Raw genomic sequence first — 15,675 nt, 5'->3', positions numbered from 1 at the left:
TGCGGTCATTTTAAAAGAGTTTTTATGAAAGAAACAATCGTTGCACAAGCCACCGCACCGGGACGGGGTGGCATTGGGATTTTAAGAGTTTCCGGACCTTTAGCGGGCGAAGTTGCGTACGACATATTGGGGAAATGTCCCAAACCGCGTATGGCGGACTATTTACCTTTCAAAGATGTTGATGGAACGGTATTAGATCAAGGTATTGCCCTTTATTTTAAAGCACCGAATTCTTTTACCGGTGAAGATGTATTGGAATTGCAAGGGCATGGCGGACAAGTTGTCCTTGATTTATTACTAAAACGTATTTTGCAAATTGAGGGCGTTCGTTTGGCACGGCCGGGCGAGTTTTCTGAGCAGGCGTTTTTAAATGATAAATTAGACCTTGCTCAGGCTGAGGCGATTGCCGATTTAATTGATGCGACATCCGAACAAGCTGCTCGCTCGGCGTTAAAGTCCTTACAAGGTGAATTTTCAAATAAAATCAATGCCTTGGTCGATGCGGTTATTTATTTGCGAACTTATGTGGAAGCCTCCATTGATTTCCCCGATGAAGAAATTGATTTCTTAGCGGACGGAAAAATTGAAGCAAATTTACGCGGAATTATTACTCAACTGGATGAAGTACGCCGTGAAGCAAAACAAGGTGCGATTTTACGAGAAGGTATGAAAGTCGTGATTGCCGGTCGCCCAAATGCAGGAAAATCGAGTTTGTTGAATGCTCTTGCAGGTCGTGAAGCGGCGATTGTGACCGATATTGCAGGCACGACACGCGATGTTTTGCGCGAACATATTCACATTGATGGTATGCCGCTCCATATTATCGACACAGCGGGGTTGCGTGAAGCTACCGATGAAGTGGAACGAATTGGAATTTCCCGCGCTTGGACGGAAATAGAGCAAGCGGATCGTATTATTTTAATGCTCGACAGTAATGATACGGAAAGCCAAAATCTTGAAAAAGTGCGGTCAGAATTTTTAGCGAAATTACCGACAAATATACCCGTGACGATTGTGCGTAATAAAATTGATTTAACTGATGAACAAGAAGGATTGAGTGAAGAAAACGGTTATCAAATCATTCGCTTGTCAGCTCAAACACACAAAGGTGTGCAGTTACTTCGAGATCATTTAAAACAAACTATGGGATTCCAAACCGGTATTGAAGGCGGATTCTTAGCCCGCCGTCGCCATTTAGAAGCATTAGAAAAAGCGGCGGAGCATTTGCAACTCGGTTTAGTTCAATTAACGGAATTTCATGCAGGAGAATTATTGGCGGAAGAATTGCGTCTGGTACAGGCACAGTTAAGTGAAATTACCGGTCAATTTACCTCGGATGATTTACTCAGTAATATTTTCAGCTCATTTTGTATTGGAAAGTAAAGGCAGAAAACAATGGCATTTTATGTATTGTGGATGATTGCACTGGGACTGTCGATGGATGCATTTGCGGTTTCCATTTCTAAAGGGCTCGCTATGCGATCTTTTCGATGGAAACAGGCAGTGATGATATCCCTTTGCTTTGGTTGTTTCCAAGCAATGATGCCACTTATCGGCTACATATTGGGTTCGCAATTTAGCAAAATCATTCAGGAATGGGATCACTGGGTTGCGTTTATCCTTTTATTATTAATCGGTGCAAATATGATCCGTGAAGGTTTCAGCGAGGAACAAGAAGAGCAGGTTTCAGATTTTATCAATATAAAACGACTGCTCAGTTTGGGGTTGGCGACGAGTGTTGATGCACTGGCCGTGGGTATTTCATTTGCTTTTTTGCATGTGGATATTATTGAGGCAGTATGGATTATTGGTTTTACAACTTTTGTAATTTCTTTTGTCGGTGTAAAGAGCGGTCATTTTTTAGGAAGAAAATTTAAAAGTAAAGCCGAAATTTTCGGTGGTTTAGTCATCATTATTATGGGGATTAAAATTTTATTTGAACATAATGTTTTAGTATTTTAAGGTGCGAATTTCCTTGCTTTCGATTATAATTCGGAAAATTTTGTCTTTTAAAAAGGGTAAATATGTTTATTGAAAAAATGAATGGTATGGCAAATACCAAAATAGCTAAATTTATTCTCGGATTAATTACCATTTCATTCTTAGTAGGGGGAATGTCCGGTTATTTATTTAGTAGCTATGATTCTTATGCCGCAAAGGTCAATGGAGAAACCATTTCCCAGCAAGATTTTATGAATCGTTATAACCAAGAATTTGAAGCACGTGCGGCACAAGAAGGCGAGGCATTTTTAACTCAGTCCGATTCGCCGGAATTTGTCAATGCTTTGCGTCAAGGGATTATTAATCGTTTAGTTGATCAAGAATTACTTCGTCAATATGCGCAAGAATTGAAATTAGGTGTCAGTGATGAAATGATCAAACGTGCCATTGTGGTTGATCCGAATTTTCAATCTAATGGCAAATTTGATAATGGACGATATCAACAAATTCTTGCACAAAATGGTTTAAGTTCGGATACCTATGCGAATATTTTGCGTGGTGCACTCACACTTGAGCAGATGCAAAACGGTATTGCAGATAGTGAATTTATCGTACCTGTTCAGGTAAAAGCTAGTGCTCAACTTTTCTTTCAAAAACGTATTGCCCGTTTAGCGACATTATCCCTGGCTGATGAAATGGCAAAACAAAATATTACTGAAGATGAAGTAAAAACTTATTATGAAGCCAATCAAAAAGCTTTTGTGCAGCCTGAACAAGTAAAAGTGCAATATATCCAAGTTTCAGGGGCTGATGTTGCAAAAGATATTCAAGTAAGTGATGTGGAAATTGCGCAATATTATCAGGATAATAAGGCGCAGTTTATGATTCAGAAATTAGCGCATATTCAATTCTCTAATGAGCAAGATGCGCAAACAGCCTATCAAGAATTACAAAATGGTGCAAATTTTGCCGAATTAGCTAAAACACGTTCGCTAGACAAGGTTTCAGGTGAGAATGGTGGCGAATTAGGTTGGGTAAATGCCAATGAATTACCAAAAGCTTTTGAAGATGCGACAACAATGCTTCAAATCGGAAAATTTAGCGAACCGGTCAAGGTTGATGGTAATTTTCACATTATCTTAGTGGAAGAACGTAAAGAAAAACCGTTAGATGAAGTGAAAGCCCAAATCACCGATTTAGTGCGTAAAAACTTATTGGAAAACCGCTTTTACACGATGGAAAAAGATGTACGTGAAAAAGCCTTTGAAGACAGCAAATCTTTAGAAAGTGCGGCGAATGTAGCCGGCGTGAAAGTACAAGAGAGCGGTTATTTTTCTCGTGAAAACGTACCGACAGCGCTAAATTCGCCTAATGTCGTTTCTGCGATGTTTGATTCCGATATTTCAAATGGCGGGGCAAATTCCGAACCATTAAATGTAGGAGAACAAAATATTGTTTTAGTACGTGTGTTAGATCATAAGGCTGAAGGTATCAAAACCTTAGACGAAGCAAAATCGGATATTGAAAACTTTTTAAAACGTGAAAAAGCGGAAAAAACGTTGATTACCAAGGCAACACAATCGGTCAATGATCTTTCGACAGATCCAAATAAATTGCCGGAGGGTGTTTCTTTCGGTACGGAACAAACTTTTGCCTTTACCGAAAATCAAGATCCGATTTTAACCAATGGTATTTTCTCTATGGAAAAACCGACAAATGGTACAACGCAGTACAAAATGGTGCGTAACAGCAAGGGCGATGTGATTATCGCTGCGCTTAGTAAAGTAGAGCAAGGTGAATTGAGTGAGCAAGAATTGACTCAATTTGGCGAACAATTACGTCAAGCGCAACAACTTGAATTACGCGCGCAACTTTTACAAGCATTGCGTGATAAGGCAAAAATTGAAATTAACGAAGTTTTTATCAAACAAGAAGATGAAAACTAATTTGTGAGTTCTGACAAAGCCTATGTTCTCATAGGCTTTATTCTTTCAAGTATAAAGCTAAATTGCAATCAAGTCTGATTTCTGATAAAAAGTGCGGTAATTTTCAACCGCACTTTTTTCATTGATGAAAGGAAAATCCCATGGCAGAAGAAACCATTTTCAGTAAAATTATTCGCAAAGAAATTCCCGCTAATATTGTTTATCAAGATGAGTTGGTTACCGCATTTCGTGATATTGCACCACAAGCCAAAACCCATATTTTAATTATTCCAAATAAATTGATTCCAACCGTAAATGATGTCACCGAACAAGATGAAATTTCACTTGGTCGTTTGTTTACTGTGGCGGCGAAGTTAGCGCAACAAGAAGGAATTGCGGAAGACGGTTATCGTTTAATTGTTAACTGTAACAAACATGGCGGGCAGGAAGTATTCCATATTCACATGCACCTGCTAGGAGGCGAACCGCTTGGCAAAATGTTGGATAAATAATGAAGAAATCACTGATTATTTTCTCAAGTATTGTGCTTTCGGCTTGTTCCGTTTCTGGGCCGAATTTAGTTCATACTAATAAACCAATTTTGAATATAACAGCGGAGCTTGCTCCTGTTGTTGAAGCGAACGTGTCGGCGGATTCTGCCTGGGTAAAAAATAAAACTACCCAACCTATTAATGTGAATTATCACCTTTTTTGGTATAACGCACAGGGGGTTACTCAAGTTTGGTCGGATCAACGAGAGAGCCTTGTTGGAAATTTGCGTTTACAAGCTAAAGAAGGTAAATCTATTGAGCTGATGAAACCAACATTAGAAAGTACCAATTATCGTCTTTATTTACAGTAAATTATGTCTACTTTATTAATTGATCTTGAAGGCTACGAATTAGGCCAAGAAGAAATCGAGTTACTGGAACATCCCCTCGTTGCCGGTTTAATTTTGTTTACACGAAATTTTTATGATCGAGAACAGATTCAGGCATTGGTGAAATCCGTGCGTGAAAGTGTGAAAAAGCCTTTACTCATTACCGTGGATCAAGAAGGCGGTCGCGTGCAACGTTTCCGTGAAGGCTTTACCCAGTTACCGGCAATGCAAGCTTTTGCCTCATTGTCCGATGATTTGCAGCAGCAACAATGCTGGGCAAGGGAAGCCGGTTGGCAAATGGCGGCGGAAATGGCTGCCCTTGATATTGATTTAAGTTTTGCTCCGGTATTGGATTTGGGCCATGAATGCCGTGCTATTGGGGACCGTAGCTTTAGTGGCAATGTGCAAAGTGCGGTCAATTTAGCAAGTGTTTTTATTGATGGAATGCATGAGGCAGGTATGGCCACAACGGGTAAACATTTTCCTGGTCATGGGCATGTATTGGCGGATTCTCATTTAGAAACGCCTTATGATGAACGTCCTCAGACTGAGATTTTTAGTCAAGATATTCAACCTTTCCAACAATTAATTGCTTGGCAAAAATTAGATGCCATTATGCCTGCTCATGTTATTTATAGTCAATGTGATAGCCAGCCGGCAAGCGGTTCAGAATATTGGTTAAAACGTATTTTACGTGAAAAACTGAATTTCAACGGAGCAATTTTCTCCGATGATTTGGGGATGAAAGGCGCCGGATTTATGGGCGATTTTGTCGCGCGTAGTGAAAAAGCATTAAATGCCGGTTGTGATTTATTGTTACTTTGCAATGAACGGGAAGGCGTGGTTCAAGTGTTGGATGAATTAAAACTCTCGGAAAATCAACCGCACTTTATTCAACGTCAAACCCGCTTAAAAAGTTTATTTAAGAAAAAATCATATAATTGGTCTGAATTAACCAAAACGCCACGTTGGCTGGAAAATCATAAAAAGTTATCGGTATTGCAACAAGAATGGCTGGCGAGCAAAGCATGATTGATTGCCACCATTATCAAGAGGGAAATTGCCGTTCGTGCCAATGGCTTGAAATTCCCTATGAGCGGCAGCTTTCTGAGAAAACCGCCCATCTAAAAACACAACTTTCCCATTTGAATTGTGATGATGCGGTTTGGTATCCGCCTTTCCAATCCGTACAGTCGGCATTTCGTAATAAAGCCAAGATGGTGGTGAGCGGCTCGGTGGAACGCCCGATTCTCGGCATTTTGCAAGATCCGAATGATCCGCAAAGTGCGATTGATTTGTCTGATTGCCCGCTGTATCCCACGTATTTTGCAACGATTTTCCCTATTCTAAAAGATTTTATCGGGCGTGCCGGCTTAGTGCCGTATAACGTTGCCAAGAAGAAAGGCGAGTTAAAATATATTTTACTGACGGAAAGCGCCGCAACAGGAAAATTAATGCTACGTTTTGTGCTGCGTTCTGAAAACAAATTAGCATTAATTCGTCGAGAACTGACCGGGCTTCTCAGCAAATTGCCCCAACTAGAGGTGGTTAGTGTGAATTTGCAACCTCAACACGCCGCGATTTTGGAAGGGGAACAAGAAATTTTTCTAACGGAACAACAGTTTTTGGCGGAAAGTTTCAATGGTATTCCGCTTTTTATCCGCCCTCAAGGTTTTTTCCAAACAAATCCTCTAGTTGCAGCAGGGTTATATAAAACAGCGCAACAATGGATAAAAGATTTACCGGTCACAACATTATGGGATCTCTTTTGCGGTGTGGGTGGTTTTGGTTTGCATTGTGCCTATGGATTACAAAAACAAGGGCAGAACGTTGAGTTAACAGGCATTGAAATTTCGCCATCGGCAATTTTTGCGGCAAAAATGTCCGCTCAAAAGTTAGCGTTACAGAACGTGAAATTTCAATCTTTAGATGCGGCAAATTTTGCATTGAATGGAAATGGGGAAAAACCGGATTTGGTTATCGTAAATCCACCTCGTCGTGGAATTGGGAAGGCATTAAGTGAATTTCTTAATCAAATACGACCGCACTTTATTTTATATTCCAGTTGTAATGCCGTTTCGATGGGGGACGATTTACGTTGTCTGACACATTATAAGCCTGTCAAAATTCAGCTTTTTGATATGTTTCCACATACTGCACATTATGAAGTACTGATATTATTAGAGCGAGTGAACTAACAATTTGGGCGGGTAAAATAACCCGCCTTTATTTATGCTTTGATTCTGCTATAAGTTAATGCAAGGACAAACATCGCAGCCTGCAATAAAATAATGCAAGCGCCTGTTGATGCATCAAAATGGTAACTCAAAACTACACCCATAAGACTGGAAATGACAGATGTTATGACAGCAACCCAGAGCATGTTATCAAAGGATTTGGTCAAGGTAAGTGCGGTAATCCCGGGTGCTATTAACATGGCGACCACTAAAATTACACCTACTACCTGCATCGTGCTAACAATAGTCAGCGCAGTTAGAATGAGTAAACTATAGTGTAGCACTTTGGGTGAGAGACCGGCTACCCGAGCATGGCTTGCATCAAAACAATAAAGCAATAAATCACGACGCTTAAATAGAATAACAAGAAAAACAATGGTAGAAATGACCGCTGTTTGTATTAATTCAATAGTACTCACGCCCAGTACATTACCAAACAGAATATGAGTTAAATGTTGTTCCGTTTGGATTTTTGTAAACATGACCAATCCGATGGCAAACATCCCTGAAAACACAATGCCCATTGCAGTATCTTCTTTGATACGACTATTTTCTTTTAAATAACCTACGCTAAATGCACAAAAAATACCCGATAGAAACGCACCTATGGCAAGAGGAATACCTGCCAGATAAGTCAATACGATTCCGGGTAATACCGCATGAGAAATGGCATCTCCCATTAATGACCAACCCTTTAGTACTAAATAACAGGAAAGTAGGGCACAGATAGTGGAGACAATTAACGCCGTGAGTAATGCATTTTGCATAAAAGCAAATTGGAGAGGCTCTAAAAACCAATCAAACATTGGATACCGCCTTTTTATTACGAGTAAGTAAGCCGTATTTTGGAGAGAATAAAAATGCGAGCAAGAAAAGTAACGTTTGCAATGTCACGATGATTCCCCCGCTTGCGCCGTCCAAATAATAGCTAATATAAATACCGACAAAGCTGGTCATTGAACCTAAGATAACGGAAATAATGGCGAGAGTTTTAAATTTATCCGTTAGTAGATAAGCTGTGGCGCCCGGTGTGATGACCATTGCGATCACAAGAATTGCGCCTACGGTTTGTAATGCCGCGACTACACAAGCGCTTAATAAGGTAAAAAATAAAATTTTGTAAAAGAGTGGTGAAAGCCCTACGGTGATCGCCTGAGTTTCATCGAAAAAAATCAGCAATAAGTCTTTCCAAAATAATAAAAGTAAGACTAAGCAAATGCCGATAATGATAGAGACTTGGTAAATGTCTTCGTCTGCAATCCCCAAAATATTACCTAAAATAATACTTTGCACATTTACAGCAGTTGGATTTAGGGAAATAATCAATAATCCAAGTGCAAAGAATGTACTGAAAATAAAACCGATAACCGCATCTTCTTTTAGCTTGGAAATAGATTTTATCCATAAGATAGAAAGTGCGGCTAAAATACCTGAAAAAAATGCACCGAGCGCATAAGGCAAGGAAAATGCATAAGCAATGGCGACCCCTGGGACAACGGAGTGAGATAAAGCGTCACCAATTAACGACCAACCTTTCAGCATTAAATAAGAAGACAAAAAAGCGCAAATTCCACCCACAGCTGTACTCAAAATCATCGCTTTAATCATATAGTTATAAGAGAAGGGCTCGAGCAATAGATCTAGCATGGGTTATTCCTTCTCTTTTTGATTGTTTATATCGACATGACAATCTTGTGTCGTGGCGGGTGGGTCTTGTTTGGTTTCGCCGTAAAACACGACGGCTTTTTCATCATCGGTCAATACGGTTACTGCACGTTTGTCTTCATCATTATGTAAGTCTTCACCTTGCAATTTGATATGGCGTAATACGCCGCCAAAGACGAGCTCTAAATTATGTTGATTAAAGGTATCTTCCGTTTTACCTGCGGCAATTACTGTGCGATTAATCATCACAACTTGATCACAAAAATCCGGTACGGAGCCTAGGTTATGAGTCGAAACTAAAATTAAATGCCCTTCACTACGAAGCTGTTGTAATAAATCTACAATGGCATTTTCCGTTTTGACATCTACGCCGGTGAAAGGCTCATCCAATAAAATTATTGGACTTTGTTGCGCCAATGCCCGAGCTAAAAATACACGTTTTTTTTGTCCGCCGGATAGCTCACCGATTTGGCGATGTGCAAGATGCTCAATGTTTACACGTTGCATAGCCTCTTGCACTTTTTGTTTATCAATGGCTTTTGGGATACGCAAAAAATTCATGTATCCATAACGCCCCATCATCACGACATCATAAACGGAAACAGGGAACTGCCAGTCCACTTCTTCCGATTGGGGAACATAAGCAATCAGATTACACTTTAAGGCCTGTGTAATAGGCAAATTGCATAATTTTATTTCACCTTTTTGTGGTTTTACCAACCCCATTAAGCTTTTAAACAGGGTTGATTTTCCACTACCATTCACGCCAACCAGTGCGCAAATCGTACCGTCATTGAGTGAAAAAGTCATATCGTGAATAGCAGTATGTCCATTGTTATAACGAACTGTTACGTCGTTTACCCAAATTGATGTCGAAAATGATTCCATTATTTTTCAAATCCTTTAACGATGGTGGAGACAGTGGTGTTCAATAGGTCAATATAGGTTGGTACAGGCCCCTCTTTAGTTGAAAGAGAATCTACATATAATACGCCCCCGTATTTTGCCCCACTTTCTTTCGCCACTTGTTGTGCTGCTTTTGGTGAAATAGTACTTTCACTAAAGACTACCGGAATATTATTTTTACGAACCAAATCAATTACTTTACGAACTTGCTGAGGCGTCCCCTGTTGTTCGGCATTAATTGGCCATAAGTAACCTTCTTTTAAGTTATAATCTTTCGCCAAATAGCTGAAAGCGCCCTCACTGGTTACCAACCAACGTTTGGATTCCGGAATTTGTGCAAGTTTATCACGAAGCGGTTCATCTAACTGTTTAATTTTTTGTGCGTAATCCGCAGCGTTTTTTTCATATACTGCTGCGTTTTGCGGATCATATTTTATAAGTGTGTTTTTAATGTTTTCAATATAAACCAATGCATTTGATGGAGACATCCAAGCATGTGGATTCGGCGCATCCTTGTAAGGACCTTCATAAATAGAAAGTGGTGTAATACCTTCTGTCACCACTACGGCCGGTTTGTCTTTAATGTTTTGGAAAAAACGCTCAAACCAACGTTCTAAATTTAGACCGTTCCATAAAATTAAATCGGCAGATTGTGCTTTTACAATGTCTTTTGGCGTAGGTTCGTATTCGTGAATTTCAGCGCCGGGTTTCGTAATGGATTCCACCGTTGCGGCATCGCCCGCCACATTTTGTGCGATATCTTGGATCACGGTAAACGTAGTAACGATTTTAAATTTTGCATTGGCTTGCATCGTAAATAAACCTAACGCAAGTGCGGTCATAATTTTTAATGAAATTCGCATAAGATCTCCTTATAAAGTAGCATTTAGTTTTACTTGAATATGGGTGAACGCAATAAATTTTACATTCACCAACACAATAGTACTACTTTTTGTAGAGGTTTTAAATAAAAATGATTATCAACTTCTAAAATTTATTTTTACGACGGCTAGGATATCAAAAAGGACGATAGATTTTTTCTATGCTTTTGAACGTTTGACTATAGGAGTAAAAAAATACCGGCATATTGCCGGCAAAATAGAGAAACTTATTGTTTGGAAAGCTGTTCAATTAGGTTGCTTAAGCCTTCTTCATCATAACCTTCTTCATATTGTGCATCATCAGGTGTGAAATTGTTTAGTCGGTGTCCGGCAATGCAACCGTATTTTTCCAATTTACTTTTTGTAAAGTTAGTGCGAAATTGGGAAGAGCTATTATTTAAACTAATCACACCAATGGCTGAGTTTCGGCAAAGATGCTTATTAACAAATACCAAATTATAACCGGACTCACGAATATAGCCGGTTTTATTAATTGCGGCATCAAACACTTCTTCTCGCACCAATTTATTGGTATTTTTCACAAATACATAGCGCCCACCGGCTTGAATATAAGCGCTTGGCATATTGGAAAAATCCTTAATTTGCGGTTTATTCAAAGAATATTTAGTCAGTTTAACCAAATCCATCACGCTTGAAATATTACTATCTGACAAGCCTGAACTATCAGTGAATCGGGTTGAATGCATCCCAAGCTCACGTGCTTTCTCATTCATTTTTTGAATAAATTGAAGACGGGTCATTCCAGCTGAACGGGAAAGCGCATGAGCCGCATAGTTATCGGAATGGACTAACATCGCTTTTAGTAATTCATTACAGGAAATAGGTGTGTATGTCGGTAACTTTGTGCGAGTCCCTTTGATATAATCATGATCATCATCTGTAATGGAGGCTGAGCAACGAGGGTTCTTATTATTTTCTAAAAATACATTTGCAGTCATCAGTTTTGTGACCGATGCAATAGGTTGAACATGATTTGGCGAGCTGCTTTCCAATACTTTGTCATGAGTGAAATCATAAACAACATAGGATTGTGCCATGACGAGAGAGGGTGGAATGCATAGACATAGAATTGAAAAGCATTTTTTAAACATTTTTAGTACCGATAAATGAAAAATAAAATAAATGCGTATTCTACCTTACTTTTTCCTAAAAGATTGTTTATTTTTGCGATCTGAATCGTAAAAAGTGCGGTTAGGAATGTTCTTGTTTTTGAAATCTGCTAGCTTATCTTCCAACAAATCTGTAAAATCGCTGCTCATTTTTATATCAGGCTTTTTGGTAGGAAATTACTACAATTTTTATTGCCATAATGTGTAGCAACGAGGCTTTAATGTTAGAACAAACATCAAACAAAAAAATTAATTTAATGGATTTAACACGCCAACAAATGCGTGAGTTTTTTCAAGAACTCGGTGAAAAACCGTTTCGTGCCGATCAGTTAGTAAAATGGATTTATCATTTTGGCGAAGATAACTTCGACAACATGACAAATATCAATAAGAAATTACGTGAAAAGTTAAAATCCGTTGCAGAAATTAAAGCGCCAGAGGTGGCTGTAGAGCAACGTTCTGCAGACGGTACAATTAAATGGGCAATGCAAGTAGGGGATCAGCAAGTAGAAACCGTCTATATTCCGGAGGCGGATCGTGCCACGCTTTGTGTTTCTTCTCAGGTTGGTTGTGCATTAGCTTGTACTTTTTGTTCTACCGCCCAACAAGGTTTTAACCGTAATTTAACTGTATCCGAAATTATAGGTCAAGTATGGCGTGCCTCAAAAATTATTGGTAACTTCGGTGTGACTGGTGTTCGCCCGATTACCAATGTGGTGATGATGGGAATGGGCGAGCCGCTATTAAATGTGGCAAATGTTGTTCCTGCAATGGAAATTATGTTGGACGATTTTGCTTACGGTTTGTCTAAACGTCGTGTAACGCTTTCTACTTCAGGCGTTGTACCGGCATTGGATAACCTAAGTAAAATGATTGATGTGGCATTAGCTATTTCTTTACATGCACCGAATGATGAATTGCGTGATGAAATTGTACCTATTAATAAAAAATATAATATTAAAATGCTGATTGATTCTGTAAATCGTTATCTAAGTGTTTCCAATGCTAATCATGGCAAAGTAACGATTGAATATGTAATGCTCGAGCATGTAAATGACAGTACAGAGCATGCTCATCAGCTTGCAGAAGTGCTGAAAAATACACCTTGTAAAATTAATTTAATTCCGTGGAATCCGTTTCCGGAAGCACCTTATGCAAAAAGCTCAAATACCCGCATTGACCGTTTCCAAAAAACATTGATGGAATATGGTTTTACCGTCATTGTGCGTAAAACTCGAGGTGATGATATTGATGCTGCTTGCGGACAACTTGCAGGGGATGTTATTGATCGTACCAAACGTACAGCGATGAAACGTCAATTCGGGCAGAATATAGGAATAACTCAAGTTAATTAGTTAAGCAATAATAGTTGGAGGAAAAATGAAATCTTTCTTTATTCAATTTCTAAGTGCGGTCATTTTTCCTCTTGTTTTTTCAGCTTGTGTTTCACAAGCGCCATCCTTAGATTTTAATAAACAGCAGGCTGCAAAAGCTCGAGTTGAACTAGCTCTGGGGTATTTGCAGCAAAATAATTTTATTCAAGCTAAACAAAATCTTGATAAAGCTTTAATACATGATAAAAATTATTATCTTGTTCATTCTGCATTTGCCCATTTCTATCAATTGCAAGGCGATATGAATGAAGCGAGAAAGTCTTACCTACAAGCCATAAAACTTGATGAAAAACAAGGTGATGTACATAATAATTTTGGTACGTTTTTATGTAGGCAAGGGGAGTTTGAACAAGCTAATACACAATTTGAACTTGCCCTAGTTTCACCTAATTACTATCATCAAGCAGATACTTATGAAAATATGGCACTTTGTTCACTGGCGTTCAATCAACAGGATGCTTATCAAAAAGCAATCAATAAATTACGGCAAATAGATGTGAATCGTGCGGAAAAACTGAATCCCATTAAATAAAACATTGCTAAAAATTGCTTTGGACTTTAAAATTCAGCCTTTAATTATGTCTCATAAATTAATAAACATTATGAATTCTCAGGCTGAACAAATGGAAACGAAAACGCAAGCAGATCAACAGATATCTTTGGGGGATAGATTCCGTGAGGCCCGTGAAGCCTTAAATCTTTCTCTTGAAGATGTTTCTAAGAAAATTACACTACGACCAGCGATTTTAGCTCAAATCGAAAATAATGAATTTATCCAAAAAAATGTGCCTGCGGCTTTTATGAAAGGGTATGTCCGCAATTATGGGAAATTTTTGCGATTACCTGAAAGTCTTTGGGCTGATCTCTCTTTTGGTGAAGATGAACAAAATGATTTGGGAAAAAATGCCCGCTCAACCCGTTCGGTAAATCAATATTCTTCTCACAGTCGTTGGGTAGGTTATCTAACCGCGTTAGTACTTTTGGTTGCATTAAGTATGACGGGATTATGGTGGTGGCAAAACTATCAACAGTCCAATGAGGAGCGTGATACTTTAGTGCAAAGTTATGTTTCAAGCACTGATACAGCCCAAGTAGCGTCTGAAAGCTCATCGGCCTTACCGACTGAAATACAAACGAATCAGCCTGTTCAGCCAATGGCTCAGCCGGAAGAGGCTCAATCTAATAGTTCGGGCTCAACGGTTGAAGTAAAAGCAGGAGACGAAGTCGCTTCTGAGCAAAATGTATTGCCTAAATCAATGACCTCCTCTGAAGATAAAACACAGAGCGAAGTTGCTATTCCCGATACTCAAAGTGCGGTCGAAAATCCAACTGTTTCTCCGCCACCACCCGCTGCTCAAGGTGATTTAGTCGTGGAAATATTAAAAAATACCAGTTGGTTAAGCGTAAAAGATAAAAATAGAAAAGTCCTTGCTCAAAAAGAATATAAACAAGGTGAAGTGTTAACTTTCAACGGTACTGAGTTTTCATTGATTGTGGGAGCACCCGGTAATGTTCGTATCACTTATAAGGGGCAAGATTACCCTCTAAAAGTAGACGGGCGTGTCGCAAAATTTAAACTTTCACAGCCTTAATAAGGAATAGTAATGTCAGCTTTTCAACCGATCATTAAGCGTCGTGAATCGACTAAAATTTATGTGGGTAATGTCCCGATTGGCGGAGATGCACCGATTGCCGTGCAATCTATGACAAATACACGGACTACGGATGTTGAATCTACGATTGCTCAGATTAAATCTTTAGAGCGTGTAGGTGCCGATATTGTGCGTGTTTCCGTGCCGACTATGGATGCAGCCGAAGCCTTTAAAATTATTAAACAACAAGTTAATGTACCATTGGTCGCGGATATTCACTTTGATTACCGTATTGCATTGAAAGTCGCTGAGTATGGAGTAGATTGTCTGCGTATTAATCCCGGTAACATAGGGCGGGAAGATCGTATTCGTGCGGTTGTAGATTGTGCACGTGATAAAAATATCCCGATTCGTATCGGTGTTAATGCTGGTTCTCTAGAGAAAGATCTTCAAGAGAAATACGGTGAACCCACCCCTGAGGCATTGCTTGAATCCGCATTGCGTCATGTCGAGATTTTAGATCGTCTTAACTTTGATCAATTTAAAGTGAGTGTAAAGGCATCCGATGTGTCTTTGGCGGTAGAATCTTATCGTTTATTGGCAAAAGCCATCAAACAACCCTTACATCTAGGAATTACTGAAGCCGGTGGTGCTCGTGCCGGAGCTGTTAAATCAGCAATAGGCTTAGGAATGTTACTTGCTGAGGGTATTGGAGATACATTACGCGTTTCACTAGCGGCAGATCCTGTGGAAGAGATCAAAGTCGGTTTTGATATTTTAAAATCATTGCGTATTCGTTCCCGAGGAATTAATTTTATTGCCTGCCCTACTTGTTCACGCCAAGAATTTGATGTGATAGGCACAGTAAATGCTTTAGAACAGCGTCTTGAAGATATTATTACACCGATGGATGTTTCTATTATCGGCTGTGTTGTTAATGGACCGGGAGAGGCATTAGTTTCTGATCTAGGAGTAACCGGCGGTAATAAGAAGAGCGGTTATTATATCGATGGAGAACGCCAAAAGGAACGATTTGATAATGAAGATATTATCAATCAATTAGAAGCAAAGATCCGTGCAAAGGTCGCATTGCAAGATCCCAAAAATCGTATTATTTAAGGAAA

Annotated in this window: 16 protein-coding genes; 11 read left to right on the top strand and 5 right to left on the bottom strand. The window is 39.2% G+C overall.

What is annotated here, in order from left to right; translation table 11 throughout:
- Nucleotides 1-24 precede the first annotated feature (24 nt).
- The 7 genes from mnmE (at nucleotide 25) to rlmC (ending at nucleotide 6,944) form a co-directional block, all read left to right on the top strand.
- Entirely contained in the window at nucleotides 25-1,383 is a 1,359-nt protein-coding gene (gene mnmE / locus BKG94_RS01215; protein ID WP_077433434.1) for a tRNA uridine-5-carboxymethylaminomethyl(34) synthesis GTPase MnmE, read from the top strand.
- Nucleotides 1,384-1,395: 12 nt separating this feature from the next.
- Nucleotides 1,396-1,962, top strand: coding sequence for a manganese efflux pump MntP (locus tag BKG94_RS01210; protein ID WP_077433432.1), 567 nt, complete (start codon nucleotides 1,396-1,398; stop codon nucleotides 1,960-1,962).
- Nucleotides 1,963-2,024: 62 nt separating this feature from the next.
- A complete protein-coding gene (gene ppiD, locus BKG94_RS01205) occupies nucleotides 2,025-3,887 on the top strand; it encodes a peptidylprolyl isomerase (protein WP_077433430.1) in 1,863 nt (620 codons plus the stop codon).
- A 140-nt stretch (nucleotides 3,888-4,027) separates the two neighbouring features.
- Nucleotides 4,028-4,378: a purine nucleoside phosphoramidase gene (gene hinT, locus BKG94_RS01200; protein WP_077433428.1), complete on the top strand. Its 351-nt coding sequence runs from the start codon at nucleotides 4,028-4,030 to the stop codon at nucleotides 4,376-4,378.
- Nucleotides 4,378-4,728: a putative periplasmic lipoprotein gene (locus BKG94_RS01195; RefSeq protein ID WP_077433426.1), complete on the top strand. Its 351-nt coding sequence runs from the start codon at nucleotides 4,378-4,380 to the stop codon at nucleotides 4,726-4,728. The genes hinT and BKG94_RS01195 overlap by 1 nt, the downstream gene beginning before the upstream one ends.
- 3 nt (nucleotides 4,729-4,731) lie before the next feature.
- Entirely contained in the window at nucleotides 4,732-5,778 is a 1,047-nt protein-coding gene (gene nagZ, locus BKG94_RS01190) for a beta-N-acetylhexosaminidase (protein ID WP_077433424.1), read from the top strand.
- On the top strand, nucleotides 5,775-6,944 hold the full coding sequence (gene rlmC, locus BKG94_RS01185; protein ID WP_077433422.1) for a 23S rRNA (uracil(747)-C(5))-methyltransferase RlmC: 1,170 nt from the start codon (nucleotides 5,775-5,777) through the stop codon (nucleotides 6,942-6,944). Before nagZ ends, rlmC begins: the two co-directional genes overlap by 4 nt.
- Before the next feature lie 32 nt (nucleotides 6,945-6,976).
- On the opposite strand, the gene BKG94_RS01180 is transcribed toward rlmC, so the two are convergent.
- The 5 genes from BKG94_RS01180 to BKG94_RS01160 all read right to left on the bottom strand — a co-directional run bounded on the left by BKG94_RS01180 (nucleotide 6,977) and on the right by BKG94_RS01160 (nucleotide 11,547).
- A complete protein-coding gene (locus BKG94_RS01180; protein ID WP_077433420.1) occupies nucleotides 6,977-7,789 on the bottom strand; it encodes a metal ABC transporter permease in 813 nt (270 codons plus the stop codon).
- Complete coding sequence (locus tag BKG94_RS01175; protein ID WP_077433418.1) at nucleotides 7,782-8,630, bottom strand: metal ABC transporter permease; 849 nt, start codon at nucleotides 8,628-8,630, stop codon at nucleotides 7,782-7,784. The genes BKG94_RS01180 and BKG94_RS01175 overlap by 8 nt, the downstream gene beginning before the upstream one ends.
- A gap of 3 nt (nucleotides 8,631-8,633) precedes the next feature.
- Nucleotides 8,634-9,536: an ATP-binding cassette domain-containing protein gene (locus BKG94_RS01170; RefSeq protein WP_077433416.1), complete on the bottom strand. Its 903-nt coding sequence runs from the start codon at nucleotides 9,534-9,536 to the stop codon at nucleotides 8,634-8,636.
- On the bottom strand, nucleotides 9,536-10,417 hold the full coding sequence (locus BKG94_RS01165) for a metal ABC transporter substrate-binding protein (protein ID WP_077433414.1): 882 nt from the start codon (nucleotides 10,415-10,417) through the stop codon (nucleotides 9,536-9,538). Before BKG94_RS01165 ends, BKG94_RS01170 begins: the two co-directional genes overlap by 1 nt.
- Before the next feature lie 245 nt (nucleotides 10,418-10,662).
- On the bottom strand, nucleotides 10,663-11,547 hold the full coding sequence (locus tag BKG94_RS01160; protein WP_077433412.1) for a D-alanyl-D-alanine carboxypeptidase family protein: 885 nt from the start codon (nucleotides 11,545-11,547) through the stop codon (nucleotides 10,663-10,665).
- Nucleotides 11,548-11,786: 239 nt separating this feature from the next.
- Between BKG94_RS01160 and rlmN the strand changes: the two genes are divergently transcribed.
- From rlmN to ispG, 4 genes are all read left to right on the top strand, one after another.
- A complete protein-coding gene (gene rlmN, locus BKG94_RS01155) occupies nucleotides 11,787-12,920 on the top strand; it encodes a dual-specificity RNA methyltransferase RlmN (RefSeq protein ID WP_482822349.1) in 1,134 nt (377 codons plus the stop codon).
- A gap of 25 nt (nucleotides 12,921-12,945) precedes the next feature.
- A complete protein-coding gene (gene pilW / locus BKG94_RS01150) occupies nucleotides 12,946-13,491 on the top strand; it encodes a type IV pilus biogenesis/stability protein PilW (protein WP_077433408.1) in 546 nt (181 codons plus the stop codon).
- A gap of 70 nt (nucleotides 13,492-13,561) precedes the next feature.
- The gene (locus BKG94_RS01145) at nucleotides 13,562-14,551 is read left to right on the top strand and encodes a RodZ domain-containing protein (RefSeq protein WP_077434094.1); all 990 of its coding nucleotides are present in this window, start codon (nucleotides 13,562-13,564) and stop codon (nucleotides 14,549-14,551) included.
- Between the two features lie 12 nt (nucleotides 14,552-14,563).
- A complete protein-coding gene (ispG, locus tag BKG94_RS01140; RefSeq protein ID WP_077433406.1) occupies nucleotides 14,564-15,670 on the top strand; it encodes a flavodoxin-dependent (E)-4-hydroxy-3-methylbut-2-enyl-diphosphate synthase in 1,107 nt (368 codons plus the stop codon).
- Nucleotides 15,671-15,675: the final 5 nt, after the last annotated feature.

The sequence above is a fragment of the Rodentibacter ratti genome (assembly GCF_002000485.1).
GTDB classification, from domain to species: domain Bacteria; phylum Pseudomonadota; class Gammaproteobacteria; order Enterobacterales; family Pasteurellaceae; genus Rodentibacter; species Rodentibacter ratti.
The sequence above is the reverse complement of the archived record's forward strand: the minus strand, read 5'-3'. Positions and strand labels throughout refer to the sequence as shown.